24 protein-coding genes and 1 pseudogene are annotated in these 24,384 nt (G+C 32.0%); 5 read left to right on the top strand and 20 right to left on the bottom strand.

The window, feature by feature from the left end; translation table 11 throughout:
• From SOR60_RS03955 to SOR60_RS04000, 10 genes and pseudogenes are all read right to left on the bottom strand, one after another.
• Nucleotides 1-230: pseudogene (locus SOR60_RS03955) on the bottom strand (DUF3987 domain-containing protein); the annotation flags it as partial.
• Nucleotides 217-594, bottom strand: a complete 378-nt coding sequence (locus SOR60_RS03960) for a DUF7768 domain-containing protein (RefSeq protein WP_320595259.1) — start codon at nt 592-594, stop codon at nt 217-219. The gene SOR60_RS03960 and the pseudogene SOR60_RS03955, both read right to left, overlap by 14 nt.
• On the bottom strand, nt 587-1,261 hold the full coding sequence (locus tag SOR60_RS03965; RefSeq protein ID WP_320595260.1) for a Rha family transcriptional regulator: 675 nt from the start codon (nt 1,259-1,261) through the stop codon (nt 587-589). Before SOR60_RS03965 ends, SOR60_RS03960 begins: the two co-directional genes overlap by 8 nt.
• Entirely contained in the window at nt 1,236-1,382 is a 147-nt protein-coding gene (locus SOR60_RS03970; RefSeq protein ID WP_206152008.1) for a hypothetical protein, read from the bottom strand. Before SOR60_RS03970 ends, SOR60_RS03965 begins: the two co-directional genes overlap by 26 nt.
• A 95-nt stretch (nt 1,383-1,477) precedes the next feature.
• Nucleotides 1,478-3,472: a DNA polymerase gene (locus SOR60_RS03975; RefSeq protein ID WP_320595261.1), complete on the bottom strand. Its 1,995-nt coding sequence runs from the start codon at nt 3,470-3,472 to the stop codon at nt 1,478-1,480.
• A 172-nt stretch (nt 3,473-3,644) separates the two neighbouring features.
• On the bottom strand, nt 3,645-4,193 hold the full coding sequence (locus tag SOR60_RS03980; RefSeq protein ID WP_001933545.1) for a DUF2815 family protein: 549 nt from the start codon (nt 4,191-4,193) through the stop codon (nt 3,645-3,647).
• Nucleotide 4,194: 1 nt separating this feature from the next.
• The gene (locus SOR60_RS03985; RefSeq protein WP_320595262.1) at nt 4,195-5,379 is read right to left on the bottom strand and encodes a DUF2800 domain-containing protein; all 1,185 of its coding nucleotides are present in this window, start codon (nt 5,377-5,379) and stop codon (nt 4,195-4,197) included.
• Nucleotides 5,372-5,650, bottom strand: coding sequence for a hypothetical protein (locus SOR60_RS03990; RefSeq protein ID WP_320595263.1), 279 nt, complete (start codon nt 5,648-5,650; stop codon nt 5,372-5,374). Before SOR60_RS03990 ends, SOR60_RS03985 begins: the two co-directional genes overlap by 8 nt.
• A 2-nt stretch (nt 5,651-5,652) precedes the next feature.
• Complete coding sequence (locus SOR60_RS03995; protein ID WP_063633222.1) at nt 5,653-5,847, bottom strand: hypothetical protein; 195 nt, start codon at nt 5,845-5,847, stop codon at nt 5,653-5,655.
• A gap of 91 nt (nt 5,848-5,938) precedes the next feature.
• Nucleotides 5,939-6,556: an RNA polymerase sigma factor gene (locus SOR60_RS04000; protein WP_320595264.1), complete on the bottom strand. Its 618-nt coding sequence runs from the start codon at nt 6,554-6,556 to the stop codon at nt 5,939-5,941.
• Between the two features lie 626 nt (nt 6,557-7,182).
• Here SOR60_RS04000 and SOR60_RS04005 point away from each other — a divergent pair.
• The 5 genes from SOR60_RS04005 (at nt 7,183) to SOR60_RS04025 (ending at nt 11,828) form a co-directional block, all read left to right on the top strand.
• Nucleotides 7,183-8,100, top strand: a complete 918-nt coding sequence (locus tag SOR60_RS04005; protein WP_320595265.1) for an ABC-three component system protein — start codon at nt 7,183-7,185, stop codon at nt 8,098-8,100.
• 1 nt (nt 8,101) lies between these two features.
• Entirely contained in the window at nt 8,102-8,554 is a 453-nt protein-coding gene (locus SOR60_RS04010) for an ABC-three component system middle component 2 (RefSeq protein ID WP_320595266.1), read from the top strand.
• Nucleotide 8,555: 1 nt separating this feature from the next.
• Nucleotides 8,556-10,394: an AAA family ATPase gene (locus SOR60_RS04015; protein ID WP_320595267.1), complete on the top strand. Its 1,839-nt coding sequence runs from the start codon at nt 8,556-8,558 to the stop codon at nt 10,392-10,394.
• A gap of 13 nt (nt 10,395-10,407) precedes the next feature.
• Entirely contained in the window at nt 10,408-10,629 is a 222-nt protein-coding gene (locus tag SOR60_RS04020) for a helix-turn-helix domain-containing protein (protein ID WP_070584801.1), read from the top strand.
• A gap of 107 nt (nt 10,630-10,736) precedes the next feature.
• The gene (locus tag SOR60_RS04025; protein ID WP_320595268.1) at nt 10,737-11,828 is read left to right on the top strand and encodes a hypothetical protein; all 1,092 of its coding nucleotides are present in this window, start codon (nt 10,737-10,739) and stop codon (nt 11,826-11,828) included.
• Nucleotides 11,829-11,885: 57 nt separating this feature from the next.
• On the opposite strand, the gene SOR60_RS04030 is transcribed toward SOR60_RS04025, so the two are convergent.
• The 10 genes from SOR60_RS04030 to murB form a co-directional block, all read right to left on the bottom strand.
• Complete coding sequence (locus tag SOR60_RS04030) at nt 11,886-12,950, bottom strand: DNA cytosine methyltransferase (protein WP_083307009.1); 1,065 nt, start codon at nt 12,948-12,950, stop codon at nt 11,886-11,888.
• Nucleotides 12,950-13,132 carry a sucrose-6-phosphate hydrolase gene (locus SOR60_RS04035; RefSeq protein ID WP_070584797.1) on the bottom strand — a complete coding sequence of 61 codons (183 nt, stop codon included), beginning with the start codon at nt 13,130-13,132 and terminating at the stop codon, nt 12,950-12,952. Before SOR60_RS04035 ends, SOR60_RS04030 begins: the two co-directional genes overlap by 1 nt.
• A 244-nt stretch (nt 13,133-13,376) precedes the next feature.
• Complete coding sequence (gene rlmD, locus SOR60_RS04040) at nt 13,377-14,636, bottom strand: 23S rRNA (uracil(1939)-C(5))-methyltransferase RlmD (protein ID WP_320595269.1); 1,260 nt, start codon at nt 14,634-14,636, stop codon at nt 13,377-13,379.
• The gene (gene pyk, locus SOR60_RS04045; protein ID WP_320595270.1) at nt 14,636-16,408 is read right to left on the bottom strand and encodes a pyruvate kinase; all 1,773 of its coding nucleotides are present in this window, start codon (nt 16,406-16,408) and stop codon (nt 14,636-14,638) included. The genes rlmD and pyk overlap by 1 nt, the downstream gene beginning before the upstream one ends.
• 14 nt (nt 16,409-16,422) lie before the next feature.
• Nucleotides 16,423-17,382, bottom strand: a complete 960-nt coding sequence (gene pfkA, locus SOR60_RS04050; RefSeq protein ID WP_154538995.1) for a 6-phosphofructokinase — start codon at nt 17,380-17,382, stop codon at nt 16,423-16,425.
• Between the two features lie 9 nt (nt 17,383-17,391).
• Nucleotides 17,392-20,844 (bottom strand): DNA polymerase III subunit alpha, encoded by a 3,453-nt coding sequence (locus SOR60_RS04055; protein ID WP_320595271.1) that lies wholly within the window; start codon nt 20,842-20,844, stop codon nt 17,392-17,394.
• A complete protein-coding gene (gene whiA, locus SOR60_RS04060; RefSeq protein WP_154538997.1) occupies nt 20,834-21,760 on the bottom strand; it encodes a DNA-binding protein WhiA in 927 nt (308 codons plus the stop codon). Before whiA ends, SOR60_RS04055 begins: the two co-directional genes overlap by 11 nt.
• A gap of 11 nt (nt 21,761-21,771) precedes the next feature.
• Entirely contained in the window at nt 21,772-22,494 is a 723-nt protein-coding gene (locus SOR60_RS04065; protein ID WP_154538998.1) for a tyrosine-protein phosphatase, read from the bottom strand.
• Nucleotides 22,482-23,336 (bottom strand): RNase adapter RapZ, encoded by an 855-nt coding sequence (gene rapZ, locus SOR60_RS04070; protein ID WP_154539000.1) that lies wholly within the window; start codon nt 23,334-23,336, stop codon nt 22,482-22,484. Before rapZ ends, SOR60_RS04065 begins: the two co-directional genes overlap by 13 nt.
• Nucleotides 23,336-24,238, bottom strand: a complete 903-nt coding sequence (gene murB, locus SOR60_RS04075; RefSeq protein ID WP_154539002.1) for a UDP-N-acetylmuramate dehydrogenase — start codon at nt 24,236-24,238, stop codon at nt 23,336-23,338. The genes rapZ and murB overlap by 1 nt, the downstream gene beginning before the upstream one ends.
• Nucleotides 24,239-24,384: the final 146 nt, after the last annotated feature.

Consider the following 24,384-nt stretch of genomic DNA (forward strand, 5'->3'; position numbering starts at 1 on the left):
ACCCAATCATCTGGGTCATCAGAATGGTCATTATCACAATCCATCGGTATACAGTCTGACTTTATGAAGTTATCTTTACTTCTGTAACTACCATTAAAACTTCCGCAAACATGGTCAAAAGAGATAGCTTTTATAAAGCTATCCCTATCAGATACCAAGACCTCATTTGGATATATACAATTGCTACTATTTCCAATACAAGTAGCAGTATGAATTTCAAAATTTAGCATTTGTCTTAACCTCCAAACCCTCACTTGTAAAATACTTAATAACCTGTTTTCTTTTTTCAGCAATTTCAATTTCTCTCTTCATGCCTTCGGTAATTTCACTACCAAAGACCCACACTTCCTGGCATTTACCAAGAAGTATGATGTCCATGAAAAGTGCATCCTTTCTTTGTTCTAAATCTCTATCATCCATAAAAGGGAACAAGAGATGTGGAGTTACAGGAATTGCACCATTCTTATAGGCAAGTTCCGCATAGTGAATGGCTTTCTTAATGTTTAACTCTTTATCACCACTATATGGAGAGCAGATATATGCAAGTGGTCTGAAGTTTGGATTTTCAAGGTGCTTCTTGTATGTCTTACTCATAATCTGCCTCCCTTCCAATCTTTCCTAAATACCATTCGAGTTGTCTTTTTCTTGATTGATAGTCCGGTGTTGAAATAAGTAACCCTGCATCAATTTTTTGCAATCTATCTATTAGATACATTTGACTAGAGTTTAGATAAGGACGAATACTTTGTCCTTTATCTAGCCCATACAATTCCCTGAACTGTTTTGCTGACATCCCAAGAACAAGTCGATTTATCATGTCGCATTCGTTACTGTAGTGGTAAGCCTTTGGATGGTCATGAATTAAAGTAATATTTTCAGTTAAGATAGGAAACATCTCTCTTGCTGAAATAAGCGTTGTTATGAAATCTTCCATCTCATTAAACTTTTTGATATATAGTTCTTTAAACTTCATAGCCTTTGGTCCGGTATAGCCCATTGCCAAAATGGTAAAACCGTCTCTTGTTAACAGATAGCATGGTAGTTTTCTTCCAGTAGTATCTCTATATTCACTGAGCGCAAAATTGAGCTCAGTGAATTCTTCACTTAAACCAGAGTCAGTTGATACTACTTTTCTGATATCCCTTAGCACTTCTTTATGATTCTTCTCAAAGAACTGTGCAACAAATCTGCTGTCTACTCTGGCGGTGTTATGTTTGTCAGCCATAATGCCATAATCATTCATTGGAATCATTGCTTTCATGATTAACACCTCCCATAACACATCTGCTTAGTTCTTCTACTGCCACTTGAAGTTCTTTGATTTGTTGGTCTCTGACCTTATCCATTGTTTCCAAGTAGGTGATTTTTTCTTCAATAGTCATCTATTTGACCTCCTATAATTTTTTTGAAGGCACTATTACCTTCTAAATCACAGGCAAAGAAAAAGAGCGGATAGTAAACCCCGCTCAAAATTTTTCTAATCTTTTTTATAAAATTCGCATTCATAACCATCTGCACGAAGAAGTAACCCCTTCGCCCAAGGTGGCGTTCTTCCCATTTGCTCACAAATTGCATCAAGGCTCATTCTTTTATCTGCCTCTATTATTATTTCATCATGGATATGTGCTACTATCTGGCAGTTTCTTAATGTCTTCATAGCAAAGAGCAAAATATCTCTTGCAGTTCCCTGAATAATGTTTTCTACAAATTTAGGACCATAACTTTCCAGCCTTTCCCACTTTTTTGCATTCCCGACTCCTTCATAAGTAACTGACTCTCCACCGAATCTATTCTCACCAATTCTAGGTTTTACATAGGCAAGTTTTCTTCCTGAAGGAAGTTCAATAAAAAGGAATCCACTTTTCCATGAAAACTTTATGCCATGAGTTTCCGTTTCTATTCTTTGCTTAATACAGATTTTGACTGCTCTATCCACATCCCACCAAAGACTTGTAATCATAGGATTTGAATTTCTCCATGCATCTACAAGTGGCTGAAGTTCATCTTCTGTAAGTCCCATATCAAGTGCTCCCATAGCTTTTAAGGCACCTACCGAACCACCATATCCAAGTGCAAGTTCTGCGATTTTTCCTTTTTGTCTAAGGTGGCTATTTACCCCATGCTTTTCAACCGGAACGCCAAACATCTGACTAGCCGATGAACAGTAGATATCTTTACCTTCTTCAAAGACCTTCATTCTCCATTTTTCTCCTGCAAGCCATGCAAGGACTCTCGCTTCAATGGCTGAAAAGTCAGCTACAATAAATTTGTTATTGTTCTGTGATACAAAGGCTGTTCTAATCAGTTGAGATAAGGTATCTGGGATATCTTCATATAAAATTTCAAGTGCATCTACATTTCCTGATTTTACAAGTGATCTAGCATCAGCTAAATCTGGCAGATGGTTTTGTGGTAGGTTTTGTAACTGAACAAGTCTTCCTGCAAATCTTCCAGTTCTATTTGCACCATAATAACGAAACATGCCTCTTTCCCTATTGTCTGTACAGGCAGCATTTTTCATTGCTGTATACTTCTTAACAGAAGACTTTGATAACTGTTGTCTTAAAGTAAGGACTTCTACTAATTCTTTTGATGCAGTCTTTATTTCTTTTGCTACTTCCTTTTTGCCTAAAGACTCCATTTCAAGTCCATGTTCTGATAGCCAAGTTCTCATCTGAAGAACTGAGTTAGGATTTTCAAGACCTGTAATATCTACAAGTTTTTTCATAATGTTTTCTCTAACATTACTATCGATTTCTATCGCTGATTCAACAAGTACAAGATCAATAGCAATGCCTCTATCATTGATTTCCTGGTCTAAATAAAACTCATCCCATGTATCTTCTGAAACAGGAAACTTTGATAGTTTTGTTTGAATACCTATTTCTACTTCCACATCACGCTTGTTATATGATTTGAATCGTTCCCATTTTTCTTCATCATGAAAATGCCTATTTCTAATTCTGCCACAATTAACCTTTGTTGGTGTGCAGGGTACACAAAAATACTTTATTAGGTTTTTCCCTTCGCTTAGTTTCTGCTTATCAAGTCCTAGCACAGCACCCACTCCTTCAAGGGATAAGGGAAGTCCTAGTATTGCTGACCAAATCATGGTGCATTTCCAAGATGTCGGATTTAAAAACATAGCCTTTGATGTACTAAGTTCATGATTATCATAAAAAGGAGCTAGACTAATACCTTTATCCCTTAAATACCTTGATAAACAAACTCTCTCAAATTGTGCATTAAATGCCCATTTACTTATTTTCTCATCAGTGAGTGCGTCCAATATTTCAGCAGGGATTTCCTCTCCTTTTGCTAAATCTACAACTTTAACATCACTACCATCAACACTGTAAGCAAATAAGAGTATTTCAAAATCATCGGATTCGGCATATTTATATACACCACACTTTTTAAGGTCTACGCTGCTATAGGTTTCAATATCTATAGAGATGTTATCCATCTTCATCACCTCCAATAAAAATAAGGGTGGCAGATTAGTGCCACCCACCTTACTACTTTCTATTTATCTTTTCTCTGATATCTAAATATAGGCTAACCATAGTTTTTACGACAAAATCCAAAAGCCATGTACCGATGAAAATAGCGATAAACCAATCAATTAATGTCATAATGACCTCCTATGCCAAGAAGTCATCATCTTCTAGGCTTGTAAAATCATCAGCAGCATTACTTCTTCCACCAAGTGGCTCACCATCTCTAATCTTTTGAATATTTCCAAGACCGCAGGCAATTCCCTTATTTCCATTTGAGTTAAAAGCATAAAAGCTAATGGATACACGAGCATAACAACCTGAATATACTTCACTTCTATCAAGGATAGGTTTTACAGCTTTATCTACAATTTGAGGTGCTGTCACGCTATTTGCGTTGATGAAATAATGACCCTTATAGGCCTCATCATCACGCTCAATATCTCCATCACGAAGAGGTAATTTAATAGCAGCCTTGTTTGGTTTCTTTCCACCAAACTTACCAATTCCTTCTTCGATTGCAGCATCAATCGCCTTTTCAATTGCCGTAATTGTTTCTTTATCATCTTTTGGAATAAGAAGAGATACACTATACTTCTCAGGTCCTCCATTGATTGATTTTGGCTCCCAGCCGTTAAAATATGAAAGTCTTGTGTCTTTTCCTGTGATTACCTTTGTTCTACTAATATTTGCCATTTTAATTTTCCTCCGTTATTTCATTAAATTCGTTTTTAGCATTTGTTACATTTACTTTCTGACGCTTATCTGAGTTTGGTACAAGTGTCAGTTTTCCAGGTGGTTTGATAATGAGGTCCCCTAGAATTTCCTCAAATTTCTTCTTTCCCATTAGTTTTTGCATTTCGGTAAGAGTAATAAGACTGGTTTTAAAGATATCGGTATATCCGTTTTCTTTTGCTTTTTCGATTACAGACTCCTCATCCTTATACTTTCTTACAGACCTACCCTCTACAACCTTAAAACCATCCCACTCTTTACCGTGATTAACTGCCATATCTGTAGCGTATGCTAAGATGCTATTTGCCCATGAAGTCAAATCCGGAATAACCACTAGGATTTCTTCTACTTCAGCATCTGTTAATAGTGGTGGCAATTTAAACTCATCCTTTGCAAGTTTTAGCTTTTCTTCAGCTCTTGCTCTACACCTAACTGCAGCCTTACAGAATTTGCACCAATCACCTGAGCAATATTCTCCCTCGCCTTTAATAGCAAGCTCTGCCCTAGGTTTTAGGACTTCCTCTGCCCACTTCTTTAGTTCTTCTGTAGCAATTATCCAAGTAGACACATTTTCTCTTCTAGGCTGAAAGATTGACATACTGACTTCCTTTATGTCATATAGGCTTTCATAAATTGCCAGTGCTCCAAGTGCATAACATTTCATCTGTGAATTCTCATAGGCATCCACAAGAACTCCCTGTCCATACTTAAAGTCAATTATGGAAAGCGTATCATCTGAAACGATCAAGCAGTCTGCCGTTCCGAATCCATCTGGGACATACTCTGAAAAATCCACTTTCTGTTCAATCAAAATAGCCGGATCCTTACATTTCTGCTTGGCTAATTCATATTGCTCCAAAACAAAATCCACATAGGCATCAGTACATTCCTGCATTTCATCGGAATCATAATCAGATACAGGTCTTTTACTTCGCATCTTCAATGCCTTTTTCAGCTTATGCTCACAAAAGGCGTGTGCTGCCGTTCCTTCCTCGGCTGCAGATGAACTGGTATTTTCAAACTCTAGTTCAAGCACAGCACTTGGTGTACAGTTAAGCCACCTATGGGAACTTGATGGAGATAAAATCGCGTGGCCCAGGCCAGCCTCTCTTGCACCTTTGGTACAATTCACCTTCTGTCTAGTCAATTTTGATTTCCTCCGCTTCTTTTAATAGCTGACTGTAGTTTTCCTTTGGTACATCAGATAACTTCGTTCCGCCAAACTTTACAATCAGCTCTTTAACCTCTGCAGTCTTCCCATGCTGACTTAAGGTAGCAAGTACAGCCCTTAGGTCTTCCAGTTTTACCTCTTTTGACTTCGGTACTTTTTCTTCCTTTTCATCTTTTATCAGATCCTTTAGATTTTTCACGAGCGATTCTAAGTCTGTGATGATGTTTTTAATTACTTCTTTTTTCATGATTACATTTCTCCTTTTAATACTTCTTTGACATCTACAGATTCAACGGTTTCTCCGGGCTTAAGAAGATAGACCTGTGTATAATCTCCAAACAGCCACTTAATAATTTTTGATGGAAGTTTTCTGATTGCACCTTTAAGCACAGGTGTCTTTTTTCCATCTTCATTTGTTACATTAATTACGACTTTGTGTTTCATAGCTTTGCCTCCTTTCTGTAGGGCTCGTATGCTCCCTTACAAATCACAGGCAAAGAAAAAGGCAAGGTAGTAAACCCTGCCTAAAAATTTTTTATCTTTTCATGTTTTTTCTGATTACATCATACGCAGATGCCAGTCTCTTTGTTATTGCCATCTTGGTTACGCCAAGCATATCTGCAATTTCCTTTTGTGTGTATCCGTCAATAAACTTAAGATCAAGAACCTCCCGCTGTTTATCTGATAGAAGTTCCCTTATATCTTCCATCTCCTCTGACCATTCAAACTTGTCATCAAATGGAACTGCTGTTGCTGCAATAACGCTGGACTTGTCTTCATCAATCTCATTTTCAAAAGCAAAATCTAAAGATAGATTGTAGTTTGATGGAAAAGCCTCGCTGACAGCATCTTTGATAGCGTCCTTATTTGGTTCATAACCATGTTGAAGTTTGAATTTTTGAACATACTCTTTTTTGAACGCCTTAATTCTTTCTTTTTCTTCATCACTTCTTTCCGGTCTAAGATTCTTACAATTGTAATAAACCTCACTATCATCCAGTGCATGGAGTCTTTTAATGTCCATCTCAGTTACACCATTTTCTCCCGGTCTAAGTACTACCGTTTCTGTTACATACTCACCACTCTCTGCTCTTACTTGATATGAGTATTTATATACTCCACGCTCATCTTGTCTTGTTTTACGAATTTTCATTTGAAATCCCTGCCTTTCTGCTGATTGCAGTAGGACGAAGGGATACAAAAAGAGCCGATGCTATATGAAGCACCGACTCCTTGCCTAAAAATAGCCATAGAAAAATAGAGGTACCTCACATAGCACCCCACGAATAAATCCGTGAGTGCCGTATGATGTATCCCATCGCCCTATAGCTAATCAGGCTCTGTGATAATTTAGTTGTGCAGGCCGATTATTAATCAGTCACTGCTTAGTAAGTGAGTTTTCTAAAACCCCCCTAATTTGCAAAGTACTATTTATAAAAGAGTTACTAGTACTTTTTGGCACCTACCTGCCTTTTTTGGTTTGTGCTAGTGCACTACCAGCTACAGACTTTGCTTTACTTCCATAACGACCATCTCTAAGAATTGAACTTGCTTTAGAAGCAACTCGTTTAGAAGTCTGTTTTGAATTCTTTACCATTTATGTCACCTCCCTCTTTGCACAGAGTTTCTTGTTTATTGCCAAGAATTCTGATATAATATTTTTAATAGAAAATATTAGAATTTCTATACCTATATCCTACCAATTCGACCTATTTGAATTCAGGAACTTACGGAAGCATTCGGAAGCTTGCGGAAGAAATAATGAAAGGAGGTTATTTCGTGGAATTCAAAGATTATGCACAAGGACTAAAACCATATTTTTCCTTCGGAAAAAACGATGCAGATTTTTTTGTAGACATGATTGGAAATTTTATAAAAGACTCTGTTATGGATAATTGTAAAATTTTAGACAATATGCCTGATACTCAGGCAAGATATATAAATGGAAACTCTATCAGTAAAAAGGATGCCTTGTTTCTCTTTGAAAATAAAGATATAGACAAATATATTCAGTGGGTTCATGAATGCATTGAAAAATCTGATTCTTATACAGACATATGTGAATGGTTACAAAATAACGGTTTAACTGGTTCTGCTCCCGACATCGAATGTTATGAGCTTTTAGCATCGATTTTTCTGTCTATTGCTAAGAAATCCAAAGCGAAAAAAAAGACCTCCTCCCCCTTCGAAGAAAGTCTTAATTTAATAAAGGATATTAATACAAAAGTTGCCTCTTTACCCCGCCCAATATTTGTTCAAGTACCAGATATTGCTTCTCCCATCGAATCACCATATATTCAGGAACTTTATGCAGCATATGGTGATGCAGAAGCAGTTAAAAATTTTTCTAATAAGGATCTTCCGCATTATCCTGACTACGAAGACGATTTAAATGATCGCAGGATTGATTTCTATGCCGCAGTTTCTATTGAACGCAGTTTATTAGAATTGGATGCTGATAATCTGTCCAATCAATTTGACGTTCTAAAGGAAGAAACGCTTGATGGAGTTAAAGATACAAATAGGAAAAAGTACGCTAACGGATATGAAAAAATGCTATCTGTCATGGAGCAAGCCTCAACTCTACAATATAGAAATTATTTACTAAGCCAGTCACCTTATTGGATAAGTAATAAAATACAGAAAGGCGTTTGTCATCATTTAGTAAATGACGGCAAGCTTAGGTGGGTGAAATAAAATGGCTAAAAAAGAACTATTTGGATCTGTTTTTGAATCTTCTCTTCGTATACTGTTATTACTGGATGTACTCAATGATATTCCATTGAATGAATCACAAATTACATCTATTGATTTCATTGCCATATATGGTAATGATTATGGAATTTCTGATGAAAATTTACATGGGTATGGAATATTTAGACATAGCGAGTTTTCTGCAAAATCAAGGTCCATTTCTCTAGCATTAAAAACATTAGTTTTAGAATCATCCGTAGATTTTATTTCTAATAATAACGGATACAGCTATTCCATCTCACCCCAAGGGAAAAGAATAGCAGATGCCATCAACGATAGATACAGTAATGAATATAGAAATGCAATAAAATCTATAATGAGTGAGTATCCTAATCTGAATTTTATAGAACTACATTCTACTATTCTTTATAACTCTATTGATTCATTGGAGGATTAACATGAATGGATTCATAATAAAACGATTAACAGTATCTGGAGGAGGCCATTCTCCTTCTACTATTGATTTTTCAGACAGAGTTAATTTAATCATAGGCCCATCTAATACAGGTAAAAGTTTAATCATGGACTGTATTGATTATGTTTTTGGATTTACACCTAAGTCAGATAAACCATCAAAAATTGTAGATAACAATAACGGATATACTCATATTGAATTGTTACTGGATTCGGATAATGGTAGTCTAACACTTAAAAGAGAAATTGGTTCTACCAAAATTGAAGTTATCAGTGGTATATCAAATATTGATTGTGGATTTTATAGCGCTGACCACAAAGCAAAGAAAAACATTAGTGATATTTTACTTTATTTAATAGGTATAGATACAACTCATAAATTATTAGCATCTCAAGCAGGTAAAACTCAAAAATTAACTTGGAGAACTATATTACATCTATTCCTTATGAAACAAAAGGATATTGATAGAGAGACTTCTGCTCTTTTAATGCCCGATCAAAGAGGTAGAACTCCATCAGCTTCTGCCCTTCTATTTCTATTAACAGGATTAGATGCCAATGATGTAAAAAAACAAGAAGACCCTACTATAAGCAAGGCCAAACGTGAAGCAATAATTATGTATATTCGTTCCAAAAAGGATCAACTAATTGCTAAAAAGGAATCTATAGAAAAGAAACTACCCAATCATGATGTACAAGATTCAAAACGACTAGTTGATTCTCTGCAAGCAGAGATAAATATTCTTCAAGAACAATTAAATGAAGCAAATGATAAAGGTAAAGAATTACTAAATGACTTGTACAATAATAACTCATTACTTTCTGAAACTAATACCTTACTCAGAAACTTTGAGTCATTAAATAACCAGTATAAATCAGATATACGAAGGTTGGAGTTTATTATAGATGGTCAAACTGCATCTATAGACATAATACCTCATAAAAACTGTCCTTTCTGCAATAATGAATTAAAAAATCCTCCTAAAAAGGATTACATTGAATCTGCTGTTTCAGAATTAAACAATCTAAAATCGCACCTTGTTAATCTGGAAAATGCACAGAGCAGTGCTTTAAAGAAAAAAGAAATTGTTGAAAAGAAAATTATTGAATTAGAAAAATCAAAAGCTGATTTGGATGATTATATTAACTCTTCTTTAAAACCGAAATTAGATACCTTTAATGAAGAACTAAATAAACATCTAAAAATAATGCAAATGCATTTTGAATTAGCTTCATTAAAGGAGATTGAAACTGAATTTGGTACAGATTTATTTATTCAAGAAACTAAAGAAGATGAAGCAATCAACAAGTACAACATATTTAGTCAATTCGACCTTCAGTTAATACAAGCATTTGAAGAAAAATTAAAATACGCTTTAGAAAAATCAAAAATTGGAGGCGCTTCTTCAGCTAGACTTAACATGAAATCATTCGACATTGAAATTGATAATATAAACAAAGCTTCTAGTATGGGTGGTGGATACTGTGCAATACTAAATGCTTTAGTATCCTATTCAATGCATAGCTTCATATTAGAAAGAAATGGGTACTCCCCTAACTTCTTTGCAATTGACTCTGCCTTAACTCAATTATCTGAAGCAGAATACGTGGAAGCAATTAACTCAGTTAAGCAAGGTTTCCTAGAATTTATTCTCAAACAGAATCATAATAGACAAATAATTATGATTGAACAGAAGGATGAGTTACCTTTCGTACCAGAGCATTGTCCTGATAAAGGCATCAATGTAATAGAATTTACAAGAAATCCAAACTCTGGGAGATATGGTTTTCTTAATGACGTTGTAAACGCTGAACATAAATAGATTGGGAGACAATATGAAAATAACTTACGAAAAACTATGGCACATACTACTAACTAAAAACATGACACGTGAAGATTTAAGAATACAAAGTGGCGTTAGTTCTAACACAATTGCAAAACTAGGTCGTGGAGATAATCTAACAACAGATGTTTTACTAAAAATATGTAAAGTTCTTAAATGTGGCATTGAAGATATTTTAGAAACAAAGTTTATAGATGAGGAAGATGAACAGTAACATCCAATCAATGGCTATTATGCATCTGCATTAAATAAGGTCATCACTTTAAGGTAATTATTAAACACTAACCTAATACACAAAAAATCGTTAAGGAGTTAAATAAAATGAGCACGACAAATGAAAGAAATAAAAAAGTATCATCTATTTTAGATAGTATTTATGCAAATGCAATCAATGATGATTATTTAGTTGATGAATCGAAATATAGCAATTCATTAAACAAACTATTTACCACAAGTGCATGGGGATTCAGAGAAATTTTACTCGTAGTAATTGTAGGAATGAAATTAGATTCATCATTCAAAGCCTCTATGGGCTTATATGATTGTAATCCCAGAGCAATATATGAAGGACCTATAAAAGAATTTTTAATCAATAAAGAAATTCCACATAGAAAGTCTGGTCCTTTGAATGTCGCTAAAGCAACTGTAGGCTTAGACATGACTTGGGCTACTCAGCGCAGACCTTCTAATGTCGCTGAAGAAGTTGTTAACTTGGTAAATTTACTCGAATCAGATAAAACAATAATTGATGATGTTTCTGTTTCATTGATTCGTAAATTAATTGGAGAATCCAAACGCATAGAAGCCCTTAGTGTTAATGTGGAACCTTCTTCTGATCCTCTATTTCTATATAAGCTTTGTTATGAATTAACTACAAAAGTCCCTGATTCGGGAAATACTCCACAAAAGATAGCAGCTTATCTTCTAAAAAACTTTCATCTTGCTATGAATACTGGAGTAATAGTTACTGGAGAAGAAGATAGAGCTTCTGTTACAAGTACCACTAGCAAAAAACCTGGTGATGTTAATGAAGAATCTATTGACGGCATAATTTATAAAGTCTATGAAATCACCGTTAAACCTTTTGACATAGCTAGAATCCGTGATTCATATGACTGCATCCATATATATAATGATAATAATGGAAATAATGTAAATGAGGTAATTGTGATCTGCCGTGAAGAAGATTGTCCTAAAGAAATGACAAAAAGTAATCTATCTTTATATATGGGAAACTATAATTATCAAGACATAGTATACTATTATTGGAATATTTTTGAGTGGATGTCAGATACTTTACAACGAATGACACCTCTAGCCAGGAAAAATTTCTATTCCGACTTAAACAATTATATATCTGATATAAATACTGCGGAAATTGTAAAAATAAAATGGCAAGAATTACATCAGTAAATTTTTTACAGCCTCTTTATATCAATAGAGGAGCATTTTTTATGCTCCTCTATAACACTAGCAATATTTTTTTAAATACTCCATTATCGCTTTGGCGACAGCTTCAGCTAATTTACAAGGAACCGCATTACCAATTTGAGTATAAATCTTACCTTTGTTTCCACAAAAAATATAATCATCTGGGAATGTTTGTATTCTAGCAGCTTCTTTGATCGTAATTCTTCTCAATCTTTTGGGAGCTTCCACAAATTCAGGTTCTATAGTTCCTTCCATAAGCCCTTTATGATAATTTACTACCCAATCACTTTCCGAGTTTCCATATAAATAGTCTTCATCTACAAAAGGGGTTTTGTTTCCTCCCATTGAGGCAGGGAGTGTATTCGAATATTCATCAACATTTATAGGTCTTCCCTGACCATTAAAATACATACCTGCATATGGAGATTTTCTCATAATCGGCTTAGTAGCAAAAGTAATTTTTGCCGTACAAGTATTTGGATTAACCTTAGTTCCTGCTTTACCAAGATCCTTTAGAGTTTCCCTTATGAAAGGAGCTTGATTTTTTTGCTTCTGTAAAAGATTTCGAATATTAAATTCAAAATTATCATCTTTACAATCTTTTATTCCTATGAAGAACACTCTTTCACGTTTTTGAGGCACCCCATATTCAATTGCATTTAAAATATAAAGCTCACATCTATACCCCATTGCTTTGGCTTTATCTAAAAATTTTGTTCTAACCGAACTCCATTTGTCTAACTTACCTAAAGCTTTAACATTCTCCATTACAAACATTTTAGGTTGTACTTTATTTACGGCATCCAAAAAAGTAAAAATTAATTTACTCCTCTCATCAGAAGGATTCATTTTCCCCGCCACTGAAAACCCTTGGCACGGTGGTCCACCAAAAACAAGATCAATCCCATAATACTTATCTAAAGTATTAATTATGTTGTTAATATCATCGTTAATAATCCTTGTATGTGGATGATTGGCACGATATGTTTCACTAGCATCACTTACAATTTCATTAGCCAGTAACACAGACACTCCTGCATTCTCAAATCCTACATCCATTCCTCCTGCACCGCTAAATAACGAAATCGCTTGAATTTTATCCACTAATTTTCACCATCCTCATCATGTATTTTTAGCAATAAACATTCACTTTCTGAATCTAAATATATATCAAACTTTGTTTTTCCTTTTTGAATATTCAAATTGGATAAAACTGCTTTAGGTAACCTTATTCGCATATCCTGCTGTAAGACATATGTATCTAAAAATATACATTTCCCCTTCATAAATACGCCTCCTTTAATTAGTCTTATTTTAACCTATTTTTAGTCTATTATCAACCTACTATTATCTTTTAAAGGTGGGTGCAGGTGGGTGCATTTTTGTAAATATCCATTCTGTCTTGTCGACCTTTTGCTGTCGATAAGTTTCCACACACCTATTTTATAGTCCAAAAAACAAGGCTTATTCCAGCCCACCTATACCTTTTAACGATAGCAGTTGAATAAGCCTTTTATTTCTACACTTTATTTACTTAGTGTGTGCAACTCTTGTCATCAATACGACACTCTCAACATGCATAGTTTGTGGAAACATATCAACTGCTCTTATATTTTTCATTTTATAACCATTATTTTGAAATCTATTTATATCTCTTGCCAAAGTTTGAGGATTACAGGATATATATACTACTTTTTCAATATTTGTTTTTGAAATTGTTTTTATTATTTCTTTACTAAGTCCCGCTCTTGGTGGGTCTAGTACTACTGCTTCTACATTATTTTCTTTTATAAATTTTTGATTTATAAAATTAGCATTTTTAGCTATGAATTTATAATCATTTAGCTCATTTAATTTTGCATTTTCATTTGCATCTTTTATTGCATTTTTATTTATCTCGACGCCTATTATATGATCTTTATTTATAGCAATAGAGCTTGTAGCTGACCCACAAAATAGGTCTAGAATTTTTTTGTCTTTATCTAGATTAGATTTTGCTATTTTATATAATTTATCAACCATAAAATCATTTACTTGATAAAAATCATTTAAGGAAATTTTGAATTTATTCTTATCAATCTTATATAATAGATAATCTTTACCTGATATATTAACTAAACTATTATCAGTTATTAAGTTAATATGAAAGTTAGAATTTATATAGTTTTTCTTAATGTATGAGTTAGCTTTTTCATTATTAATAGTTAAATTAAGCATTATTTCTTTATTATTTGTCCTAATACTTATCTCACTTATAGACTCTGGATATTTTTGTGATATGTCCATAGTTAATTTTTCTATTTCTTCTAAATTATCTCTAATTATGTCCCTTGCAAGTAGGCAGTCTTTTATCAAAACTAGGTCATTTGAATATTTTTTGTTATAGGCGAGTCTTCCTTTTCTGTCCACTTTCAATCTAATCTTATTTCTATAAAAAAACTCTGGACTTTTTTCTAACTCAATTTTATCAATTCTTATATTGGCTAATTTCTCTATGGCATTTTTTATTAAATTTTTCTTTAAGTCAATTTGTGTCTCATAGTTTATATCCATAATAGAACAACCACCACATTCATTATAATATGGACATGGTGGTTTTCTATAGTAGGGAGATTTCTTTGAAGTTTTAATTTTTTCTGCTTCATAGAAATTCTTTTTTTCATTATTTACTTTTATATGGCAAGTTTCGCCAAAAATCGCCTTTTCTATAAAAGCAATTTTTGTGTCTGTTCTTCCAACTCCCCTACCATCTTGCAGGATATCAATTATTTTGATATCTTTAATTACCATTATAATACCTTTGCTTCTCCCTTATATACGATTCCTCCTACAGGATCTAGAGTTACTACTTCTCCATCTTCTACAGCATCGAAGATACCTTTTACTCCAAGTATTGCTGGTATTCCAAAATGAATTGATACAACTGCTGTATGACTTGTTAGTCCTCCATTTTCAGCTATTACTCCTGAAGATCTTTCCATAAATTCATTAAGATCTTTATCTGTATATTCTGCTACAATTATATCACCATCTTCAAATTTTCCTTCAAGTTCTTCTTTTGTAGATCCTTTTACAACTTTTGCAGATACTGATTTATTACCAACACCTGTTCCATTTGCAATTATATCTCCAATTACGTGAACTTTTATCAGATTGCTTGTTCCTGATACTCCTAGAGGAATTCCTGCTGTTACTACAGTAAGGTCCCCTTCTTGAACATAATTTCCTTTCAAAGCACCTACTATAGCTCTTTCTATGAGTTCATCAGTTTCTTTAGCTGCTTCTACTACTACAGGATATACTCCCCAAGAAATTGAAAGTCTTCTCGCAACTCTTTCATCTAAAGTACAAGCAACTATATTTGTTCTTGGTCTAAATTTAGATACAGCTCTTGCTGTATTACCTGAAGATGTACATGTAATTATTGCCTTTGCATTTAATTGACTTGCTATAGTACATGTAGATCTTGAAATTGAGTTTGTTGTTGTAATCTCTGAGTCAATATTTGTCTTATAGATATTTTCTTCAAAGTCATCAGATAGTTCTGTTGTAATACAAATATCTCTCATTGTTTTTACAGCTTCAACTGGATATTTACCAGCAGCTGTTTCACCTGAAAGCATTACACAGTCAGTCCCATCTATTATGGCATTAGCAACATCAGTAGTTTCAGCTCTTGTTGGTCTTGGGTTTCTTTGCATAGAATCGAGCATTTGAGTTGCTGTTATAACTGGTTTAGCTGCTTTATTACATTTTCTAATAATATCTTTTTGTACTAAAGGAATTAACTCAGTTCTAATTTCAACACCCAAGTCTCCCCTAGCTACCATTACTCCATCACTATTTTCAATTATTTCATCAACATTATCTACACCTTCTTGTGATTCAATTTTTGAAATAATTAGGATATCTTCTCCGCCATGATCTTCAAGTACTTTTCTTATATCAAAGATATCTTCTTTTTTTCTTATAAATGAAGCTGCTATCATATCAATTCCATTTTCTATACCAAATTTGATATCATCAACATCCTTTGGTGTGATAGCTGGTAAATTGGTAACTCTTCCTGGAAGATTAACTCCCTTATGATTTGAAATTACACCATTATTTTGGACTGTACAAACTATGTCTGTTCCATCTTTTATTTCCAAAACTTTAAGTTGGATTAAACCATCATCAATAGAAATAATTGAGTCTTTTTCTACATCTCTAGGAAGCCCTTCATAAGAAACTGAAACTATATTTTGATTTCCAATTACATCTCTAGTTGTTAGAACAAAGGTATCATCTGGTTTTAAAAAATATTCCTTTTTATCAAAGTTTCCTATTCTTATTTCAGGTCCCTTTGTATCAAGCATTATTCCTAAAGGTACATTGAGTTTTCTTCTAATTCTTTTTATTGTTTTTATTTTTTCAAGGTGTTCCTCATGGCTACCATGAGAGAAGTTTAACCTTGCAACATTCATACCATTTTTAATTAATCTTTCTAAAACTTCAGGTGATTCTGAAGCTGGTCCTATAGTACAAACTATCTTAGTTTTTTTTAGTATCTCAGGTGTCATATACTATCCTCCTCTTATTTTGATAATTTATTGGCTAATTCATATAGACTTTCATTAAAGTCACCTTTTATTGAGACAGCTTCATCAAGGCTTACTTGAGTAATTTGTCCATTAGTATAGCCTAATGCAATATTTGTTTTTTCATCTTTTAGTAGTTCAGCAGCCTTAGCTCCCATAATAGAGCCTAAAAGTCTGTCTGTAGCAGATGGTGAACCACCTCTTTGAACGTGACCTAAAACTGTTACTTTTGTTTCAACTCCACTTCTCTCTTCTACTTCTTTTGCTACTGTATAAGGATTACCTACTCCTTCTGCAAGTACGATTAGATGGTGTAGTTTACCTCTTTTTCTACCATGATTTACTTTTTCAACTATTTCATCAATAGAAAATTTATGTTCTGGAACTATTATTGATTCTGCTCCACCAGCAAGCCCTGAAAATAAAGCTAAATCTCCACAATGACGTCCCATAACTTCTATAACAACCGCTCTACCATGTGATGATGAAGTATCACGTAATTTTCCTATAGCATCTATTACTGTTTCAATTGCTGTAAAAAATCCGATAGTAAAGTCAGTATAACCCATATCATTATCAATTGTTCCTGGTATTCCTATTGTTTTGATACCTAGATCAGATAGTGCTTTAGCTCCCTTATATGAACCATCTCCACCTATAACTATTAGTCCTTCTATACCGTAGTCTGTGAGTATTTGTGCTCCTCTTTTTTGACCTTCTGCTTCTTTAAATTCAGTGCTTCTTGCTGTACCAAGTATGGTACCTCCCTTATGGATTATATCGGCAACTGATGATACATTCATTTCGTATATGTCGCCTTTCATTAGACCATCATATCCATTTCTGATACCTTTTATTCTCATTCCATTATTAAGAGCTGTCCTAACCGCCGCTCTTATGGCAGAGTTCATACCTGGAGCATCTCCACCACTAGTAAGTATACCAATTGTCTTCATTTTATCTCCTTACTTTAATATAACATTTTCTTTTCCTAATTTTTGTTTTAATAAGTTAATAAGATCAGATTCTTTATTTATCCAAAGATTTGTTTTCATATATCTGATTTTATTTTTATCATAGAAATATAAAACTACAGGTGTATCTCCTCTATAGTTTGACAAATCATTTCTTATCTCATTATACCTTATAAATTTCAATTTTATATATAAAATTTTAAAATCCGGATCTTCAACATCTATAAATGAGGATGCTATTAACTTAAGTTCATTATCAGTTGATTTAAGCCTTCCCTTAACTAATACAACTCCGTCCTCTTTTATCATTGACCTATAGTCTTTGTATATATTAGGAAAAATTATTGTTTCTATAGTTCCTGACATATCTTCAATATTTAGAAATGCCATTAGGGTAGACTTTTTAGTCATTGTCTCGGACTTATTAGTAATAATTCCAAGCAATATTACATCTTTTTTATCATAATTGTCAATATTAATTTCATCTAATTCTTCATTTATACCACAATTAAAATTAACAAAACCTTCTAATTTTTTATTAATTGCATTCAAAGGATGATCTGATATATAAAAACCTAAGACCTCCTTTTCATTCTTTAATTTCTCTTTTTGAGAATATTCATTTATTTCTTTGATAGATTCCTGGTTTTTTTTATAAGTACTACTCTGATTTGCAAAATCTAATAAATTGATTTGACCTTTTACATTTATCCTTTCATTTTCATGAACAGATATTAAAGCATTCTCATATCTTGCAATAAGAGTTGACCTATTATGTCCCAAAGAATCGAATACCCCAGCCTTTATCAAAGATTCTAAAGCCTTTTTATTTAAAGCAGTCCTATCAACCTCATTTACTCTTTCAAGAAATTCTTTAAAATTATTAAATCTAGAATTTCCTCTTGCCATAACTATAGCATCTATCAAATTTGCTCCAACATTTTTTATAGCTGATAGACCAAATATTATCTTATTATCATCTACTACAAATCTTTTTTTTGATTTATTTATATCAGGTGGTAGAATTTTTATTCCCAACCTTTTAGCTTCAGAAATATAAAGGTATACTTTTGAAGTATTTCCCATTACAGAAGTTAAAAGATTTGCCATATATTCTTCCTTAAAATTATATTTTAAATAAGCAGTTTGCATGGCAACTAATGAGTATGCAGCTGAGTGTGATTTGTTAAATGCGTATTTGGCAAAAGATATCATCTCATCATATATTTTATTAGCCTTTTCTTTTGATATACCATTTCTAACACAACCTTTAATTTCCACATTTCCAGATTCATCAAGTTTTCCATTTACAAAAATATCCCTATTTTCTTCCATGACACTCATTTTCTTCTTACTCATGGCACGTCTTAGATTATCTGCCTCTCCTAAGGAAAATCCAGCAAGTTGTTGTACTATTTGCATTACCTGTTCTTGGTAGACAATAATTCCATATGTTAGCTCAAGTATAGGTTTTAGACTATCGTCAATGTAAGTGATATTTTTTGGATTATTTTTATTTTTTATATAATTTGGAATCTGATCCATAGGACCTGGTCTAAATAATGAGTTTGCTGCTACCAAGTCATCAAATTTTCTAGGTTTTAAATTTTTTAGGAAATTTCTCATACCAGCTGATTCAAATTGAAATATACCTATAGTTTCAGCTTTAGTAAATTGACTTAAAACTTCTGAATCATTTTCATCTATATCTTCAATATTTATATCAATATTTTTGTTTTTCTTTACATCTTCTACAGTATCCTGTATTACGGTTAAATTACGAAGACCCAAAAAGTCCATCTTCAATAGCCCTAATTCTTCTATTTCTACCATATTAAATTGAGTTACTATCTGATTATTACTCATGGAAAGAGGAACTATATCTGTTAAAATATCTTTTGAGATAACTACTCCTGCTGCATGAATTGATGTATGACGTGGTAGGGATTCTATAGCCCTTGCTGTATCAATCATTCTTTTTGTTTCCACATCATTTTCGTATTCATAGGCTAATTTTTCTGTATTTTCTAGGGCAAGATCTATTGTCATTCCTATTGCTTGAGGAATAAGTTTTGCTATCTTGTCTACCTTATTATAGGATACATCCATAACCCTACCAACATCTCTTATTGCGTTTCTTGCCTGCATTCTACCAAAAGTTACAATTTGAGATACATGGTCTTTTCCATATAATTCATAGACATAATCTACAACTTTGTCCCTATTTTCATAGCAAAAATCTATATCTATATCTGGCATAGATACTCTTTCAGGATTTAAAAATCTTTCAAAAAGTAAATTATATTTTAAAGGATCAATTTTAGTTATATCTAGGGCATATGAAATAATAGAACCTGCTGCAGATCCTCTTCCTGGGCCTACTGCTATATTATGGTCTTTTGCATATCTTACAAAGTCCCATACTATAAGAAAGTAATCTACATAACCCATATTATTAATTACATTGATTTCTTTTTTTGTCCTATCTATTATCTCTTTTGTTATATTTTTATATTTTCTTTTTAGCCCTTTATATACAAGTTTTTTTAAATATTCTAGATTAGATAAATCTTTTGGAAGTTTTGTAAAATAAGGCAAATGTGGCTCATGAAATTTAATTTCAACATTACACCTATCTGCAATTATTTTAGTGTTTTCATATGCACGAGGAAATTCTTTGAAAATTTCTTTCATCATAGAAGAATCTTTTAAGTAAAATTCATCAACAGGCATCTTCATCCTATCTTCATCTTTAAGTAAAAAACCTGTTTGTATACACAAGAGTACATCTTGATAATAAGCATCTTTTTTATCGACATAATGAACATCATTAGTACAAACCAATTCAATATCAAGATCTTCATGCATCTTTAATAAGATTTCATTTACTTTTTTTTGTTCCTTCAAACCATGGTTTTGAACTTCCAGATAAAAATTATCTCTACCAAAAACATCTAAGTATCTTTCACAAGTCTCATAGGCTCTTTTTATATCATTTTCTAAAATTCTTTGATTAATCTCACCATTTAAGCAAGCTGATAGGGCAATTATATTTTTTGAATATTTTTTTATAGTATCAAAGTCAACTCTAGGTTTATAATAAAATCCTTCAGTATATCCTTTTGAAACTATTTTCAAAAGATTCTTATAACCTTCGTTGTTTTCGGCAAGAAGTATTAAATGATAGTATCTTTTATTAGCAGGTGTCTTTATAGATAAATCATCTTCACAAACATAAACTTCACAACCAATTATTGGTTTTATGCCATTTTTCTTACATTTTTGATAAAATTCAATAACTCCATACATTTGGCCATGATCTGTTATGGCACAAGATTTCATATTTAACTCTTTAAGCCTTTTAATTAGCTTATCAATTTTTGTGAATCCATCTAATAAAGAATATTCTGTGTGTAGGTGTAAATGTGTAAAATCACTCATCATTATTATCACTTTCTGCAAGTTTTATAAACTTTTGTAATCTATAATTAACCTTGGCTTTACTTAAAGGAGGATTTGCCATCTTTCCTAATTCCTCTATAGAAATATAAGGGTATTCTACTCTTAAGTCAGCAAGTTCTTTTAATTCTTTTGATAGATTATCAAAAATTTTATTTCTTTTAAGCTTATTGATTGCTTCTACTTGATTAAAAGATGCTTTTATTGTTCTATCTATATTTGCCTTATCAAAATTATTTTGCCTATTTATATCATTTCTTATTGATTTAATAACTCTTACATTTTCAAGGTCAAATAAGGATTTATTTGCTCCAATTATAGCTAGAAAGTCTGATATCTTATCTGAATCTTTTATATATACACTATAATTATCATTTCTTTTATTTATTTTTGCATCTATATTGAAATCTTTCATAAGTTTTTCTATTAAATAAACCTCATTTTTATCAGATAAATTTATTTCAAGGTTATAACCTCTGTAAGGATCATTGATTGAGCCTTTTAACAAAAAAGCTAGTTTCAATATAATTTTTTTTTCTTTTTGAGTTTTTATTTTTTTTAAAAATTTTTCCAAATCAAATATTTGATAATAATCTGCTAAATCAAGTATTAAATCTGCTATGTAACTATCTTCAACTATGACAACATATGATCTATCTTTAGAAAATTTTCTTTTGTTTTGAATTTCTATGGCAGGAGAATAATCATATTTTGCCTTTATAATTTTATAAATATATCTTGCTTCTATATTCTCACTTGCTTTAAATAATATTTTGTATGAATTATTTCTAATTCTAATAGAACCTGAGAAGTATAGGTAGGCTAATAATTCCACATCTATTTGACTTGTTTCAGGCTCTTTTTTTAATATTTCTTTTTTACATCTTTTTGAAAAAGACATCTAATCACTCTCTATTCAATTAATTTCTTTTTTAATTTATCTATAGAATTTCTATCAAGTTTAGCATAATACAGATAAGATTCAAAACTTTGATATTTTCTAATTATGTAAGATATAGCCTCTTTCATATTATAAGGATTGGTTACTCTAAAAATAGATCCCTTTTCATCTTGATCATACCTTTCAATATAACCAAGATTTGCTGAAGATATCTCATAATCTGCAATTATATCCGACCTTGCTACATTAGCTAAACCATATAATACCATGCTTATGATTCCTGTTCTATCTTTTCCCTCTTGGCAATGAAAAAGTGTAACCTTATCATTATCTGCTAGTATTTCAAAAACCTTTCTTATAGCCTTGTAATTATCTATTATAGATATATATGATTTTCCTATTGAATCTTTTTTATCTATTATTCTTTGTATTTCTTCATATCTCATGGCCCTTGGTGAAAGTGAAACCTGATGGTAAGAAAAATTTTCATTTATTTTTTCTAATCTCTTATGGTTTTTATAAACTTCATCATCACGTCTTAAATCTATTATAGTAGATACATTTAAATCTTTTAATAATGATATATCCTTATCTGTGATATCATCAAGATTTGCAGATCTGATAAATTTAGACCAAGAGGTAATTTCTCCATCTAAGGTAGGCATACCTCCAAGGTCTCTAGCATTTTTTATACTTTCAAAGGGCAGTCTTTTTAAGTATTTTATTTTCTCCATTTATCCTTATCCCTATGTTTTTTTATTACTATATAATTTGTTTCTTTTAACTTTTCGTATATACTTTCACACATATAAACCGATCTATGTTGACCACCTGTACATCCAAATCCTATTGATATAGAATTCTTTCCTTCTTTAGCAAAATATGGTATAAGTTTAATTAGGTTTTTATAAACTTCATTTTTAAATTCTTGAGCTATTTCAAATTCATCTAAATATGACCTAAGTTTTTTGTCGGTGCCATTTAATTGTTTTAAATCATCAATATAATAAGGGTTAGGTAAAAATCTCATGTCAAATACTACATCAAAGTCAAGACTTAAACCATTTTTATATCCAAAAGAAAATAAGTTAATAATAAAACTCTCTTTCCTATCAGATATATTCAATAGAACTTGTTTTAGGTTTTTGTTATTATAATTACTAGTATCTATGATTAAATCTGCCATATCTTTTATATCAGATAACATTATCTTTTCTCTTTCAAGACCATCTTTAACATCACCAAAAGAGCCTAAAGGATGAGGTCGCCTTAACTCATTATATCTTTTAATTATTACATCATCCCTACTTGTTAGAAATATGATGCTTGTATCCTTGTTGATTTTTTTAAGATTTGTTAAAGTTTCCTTAAGATTTTTTTCTACTTCCATTGATCTAAAATCAACTACACAGGCTAATTTTTCTATTGGCTTATCTTGTGACTTGCTTAAATATATAAAACTTTCTATTAAGGATCCTGGCACATTATCCATAGCATAATAATTTAAGTCTTCAAGTATTCTTAAGGCTGTGGTTTTTCCAGAGCCACTAAGACCTGTAATTATTTTAACCTTCATTACAAATCACCTAGTATTTTAACTTCTCTTTCTAGAATAAAACCAGTTTTTTCCTTAACTATAGATGCAATTTCCTTTATAAAATTATCCATCTCTTCAAAACTGGCATCACCATTATTTATTATAAAACCACAGTGTTTTTCACTTACTTGGCAATCTCCTCTAGAATATCCCCTTAGTCCACTTTCATCTATAAGTTTTGAAGCAAAAGATCCTACCGGTCTTTTAAAGGTTGACCCAGCCGATTTTTTCTCAAGTGGCTGCTTACTTGTTCGTCTATATGTGAAATCTTTATAAGCTTCATTTATATCTTCAGGATTTCCTTTTTTCAATCTAAAGCTTGCAGAGGATACAATTAAATCGTCATCAAAAACTTTAGAATGCCTATATGAAAAATCCATCTCTTGATTTGATAGTTCAACTATATTACCAGACCTATCTATAAGTCTTACAGATTCAATTATATCTTTCATCTCTCTCCCATAAGCTCCAGCATTCATAGCTACAGCCCCACCTATAGTACCAGGGATTCCTGAGACCTCTTCCATTCCTGTAAGTTCATTTTTAAATGATAGTTTTGATGCTTTTGATAACAAAGTTCCACTTGTAACTATGAGGTGGTCTTCTTTTATTTCAATATTATCATAATTATTTGATAAGGCTATAACGCACCCTCTTATCCCTTTATCAGTTACAAGAATATTAGTGCCATTTCCTATAATTGTAGTTTCTATGTTATTTTCTTTATTAAATTTTATAAGATTAATTAATTCATCTTCTTTGCTAGGCTCCACAAATACATCACATGGTCCACCTATTCCAAAATTTGTATGAAGTTTTAAAGGCTCATCAAAAAGTATAATTCCAAAATTTTTACCTTCATATACTGACTTATAATCCATAAAGCCTCCTATCTATTTTCTTTACTTTAACTAATTTTATTATACTCTTATTTGATTTTTTGTCTTTTTTTATATATAATAGCTAAAGGCGATTATATTTGATAATTTAATATAAATTTGATATAATGACTAAGATTAAACTAAGA

This window comes from Anaerococcus porci (assembly GCF_034090325.1).
In the GTDB taxonomy this organism is placed as follows: Bacteria; Bacillota; Clostridia; order Tissierellales; family Peptoniphilaceae; genus Anaerococcus; species Anaerococcus porci.